Source organism: Halopseudomonas xiamenensis (genome assembly GCF_014219065.1).
GTDB lineage: Bacteria > Pseudomonadota > Gammaproteobacteria > Pseudomonadales > Pseudomonadaceae > Halopseudomonas > Halopseudomonas xiamenensis.
The window spans coordinates 1-2,630 of sequence record NZ_JACLGO010000053.1 but is presented as its reverse complement, the minus strand read 5'-3'; the positions used below and the strand labels follow the sequence as shown (position 1 = coordinate 2,630).

The following is a 2,630-nucleotide window of genomic DNA, read 5'->3' as shown; positions in this document are numbered from 1 at the left end:
GCATCCAAGCAGCAAGCGCGTTACGCCGTGGGTCGATGTTTGATGTTATGGAGCAGCAACGATGTTACGCAGCAGGGCAGTCGCCCTAAAACAAAGTTAGGCATCACAAAGTACAGCATCGTGACCAACAGCACCGATTCCGTCACACTGCGCCTCATGACTGAGCATGACCTTGCGATGCTCTATGAGTGGCTAAATCGATCTCATATCGTCGAGTGGTGGGGCGGAGAAGAAGCACGCCCGACACTTGCTGACGTACAGGAACAGTACTTGCCAAGCGTTTTAGCGCAAGAGTCCGTCACTCCATACATTGCAATGCTGAATGGAGAGCCGATTGGGTATGCCCAGTCGTACGTTGCTCTTGGAAGCGGGGACGGATGGTGGGAAGAAGAAACCGATCCAGGAGTACGCGGAATAGACCAGTCACTGGCGAATGCATCACAACTGGGCAAAGGCTTGGGAACCAAGCTGGTTCGAGCTCTGGTTGAGTTGCTGTTCAATGATCCCGAGGTCACCAAGATCCAAACGGACCCGTCGCCGAGCAACTTGCGAGCGATCCGATGCTACGAGAAAGCGGGGTTTGAGAGGCAAGGTACCGTAACCACCCCAGATGGTCCAGCCGTGTACATGGTTCAAACACGCCAGGCATTCGAGCGAACACGCAGTGATGCCTAACCCTTCCATCGAGGGGGACGTCCAAGGGCTGGCGCCCTTGGCCGCCCCTCATGTCAAACGTTAGATGCCAGATTTGGCGTTGCGTATGCTCACAGAAAATCGACAGCCGCAAGACTGTTTTTGGCAACTCATAGCCACCACTATTTATCCTTCATACCGTAGAGGAGATTGCACGTGAAGAACTGGCTCTTTCTGGCTATTGCAATATTTGGTGAGGTCGTCGCAACTTCCGCACTGAAGTCCAGCCATGGATTCACCAAGTTAGTTCCTTCTGTTGTAGTTGTGGCTGGCTACGGGCTTGCGTTCTATTTCCTCTCTCTCGCAATCAAGTCCATCCCGGTCGGCATTGCTTATGCTGTTTGGGCTGGCCTCGGCATCGTACTTGTGGCAGCTATCGCTTGGATCTTCCATGGCCAGAAACTAGACTTGTGGGCGTTCGTTGGCATGGGACTTATCGTTAGTGGCGTCGCCGTTCTAAATCTGCTATCCAAGGTCAGCGCACATTGATCGGGCTGGCATCTAACAATTCATTCAAGCCGACGCCGCTTCGCGGCGCGGCTTAATTCAGGTGTTAGACATCATGAGGGTAGCGGTGACCATCGAAATTTCGAACCAACTATCAGAGGTGCTAAGCGTCATTGAGCGCCATCTGGAATCAACGTTGCTGGCCGTGCATTTGTACGGCTCCGCAGTGGATGGCGGCCTGAAGCCATACAGCGATATTGATTTGTTGGTTACTGTGGCCGTAAAGCTTGATGAAACGACGCGGCGAGCATTGCTCAATGACCTTATGGAGGCTTCGGCTTTCCCTGGCGAGAGCGAGACGCTCCGCGCTATAGAAGTCACCCTTGTCGTGCATGACGACATCATCCCGTGGCGTTATCCGGCTAAGCGCGAGCTGCAATTTGGAGAATGGCAGCGCAATGACATTCTTGCGGGTATCTTCGAGCCAGCCATGATCGACATTGATCTAGCTATCCTGCTTACAAAAGCAAGAGAACATAGCGTTGCCTTGGTAGGTCCGGCAGCGGAGGAATTCTTTGACCCGGTTCCTGAACAGGATCTATTCGAGGCGCTGAGGGAAACCTTGAAGCTATGGAACTCGCAGCCCGACTGGGCCGGCGATGAGCGAAATGTAGTGCTTACGTTGTCCCGCATTTGGTACAGCGCAATAACCGGCAAAATCGCGCCGAAGGATGTCGCTGCCGACTGGGCAATAAAACGCCTACCTGCCCAGTATCAGCCCGTCTTACTTGAAGCTAAGCAAGCTTATCTGGGACAAAAAGAAGATCACTTGGCCTCACGCGCAGATCACTTGGAAGAATTTATTCGCTTTGTGAAAGGCGAGATCATCAAGTCAGTTGGTAAATGATGTCTAACAATTCGTTCAAGCCGACCGCGCTACGCGCGGCGGCTTAACTCCGGCGTTAGATGCACTAAGCACATAATTGCTCACAGCCAAACTATCAGGTCAAGTCTGCTTTTATTATTTTTAAGCGTGCATAATAAGCCCTACACAAATTGGGAGATATATCATGAAAGGCTGGCTTTTTCTTGTTATCGCAATAGTTGGCGAAGTAATCGCAACATCCGCATTAAAATCTAGCGAGGGCTTTACTAAGCTTGCCCCTTCCGCCGTTGTCATAATCGGTTATGGCATCGCATTTTATTTTCTTTCTCTGGTTCTGAAATCCATCCCTGTCGGTGTTGCTTATGCAGTCTGGTCGGGACTCGGCGTCGTCATAATTACAGCCATTGCCTGGTTGCTTCATGGGCAAAAGCTTGATGCGTGGGGCTTTGTAGGTATGGGGCTCATAATTGCTGCCTTTTTGCTCGCCCGATCCCCATCGTGGAAGTCGCTGCGGAGGCCGACGCCATGGTGACGGTGTTCGGCATTCTGAATCTCACCGAGGACTCCTTCTTCGATGAGAGCCGGCGGCTAGACCCCGCCGGCG

4 protein-coding genes are annotated in these 2,630 nt (G+C 52.3%); all 4 read left to right on the top strand.

Translation table 11 applies throughout. From position 1 onward, the window contains the following. Nucleotides 1–120 precede the first annotated feature (120 nt). The 4 genes from aac(6')-Ib to H6X51_RS19690 all read left to right on the top strand — a co-directional run bounded on the left by aac(6')-Ib (nucleotide 121) and on the right by H6X51_RS19690 (nucleotide 2,558). On the top strand, nucleotides 121–675 hold the full coding sequence (gene aac(6')-Ib, locus H6X51_RS19705) for an AAC(6')-Ib family aminoglycoside 6'-N-acetyltransferase (protein WP_012695458.1): 555 nt from the start codon (nucleotides 121–123) through the stop codon (nucleotides 673–675). 174 nt (nucleotides 676–849) lie between these two features. Further along, on the top strand, nucleotides 850–1,182 hold the full coding sequence (qac, locus tag H6X51_RS19700; RefSeq protein ID WP_015059047.1) for a quaternary ammonium compound efflux SMR transporter QacL: 333 nt from the start codon (nucleotides 850–852) through the stop codon (nucleotides 1,180–1,182). A 73-nt stretch (nucleotides 1,183–1,255) separates the two neighbouring features. After that, on the top strand, nucleotides 1,256–2,047 hold the full coding sequence (locus H6X51_RS19695) for an ANT(3'')-Ia family aminoglycoside nucleotidyltransferase AadA2 (RefSeq protein ID WP_001261740.1): 792 nt from the start codon (nucleotides 1,256–1,258) through the stop codon (nucleotides 2,045–2,047). Nucleotides 2,048–2,210: 163 nt separating this feature from the next. Further along, nucleotides 2,211–2,558: a quaternary ammonium compound efflux SMR transporter QacE delta 1 gene (locus tag H6X51_RS19690; protein WP_000679427.1), complete on the top strand. Its 348-nt coding sequence runs from the start codon at nucleotides 2,211–2,213 to the stop codon at nucleotides 2,556–2,558. The last annotated feature ends 72 nt before the right edge of the window (nucleotides 2,559–2,630 follow it).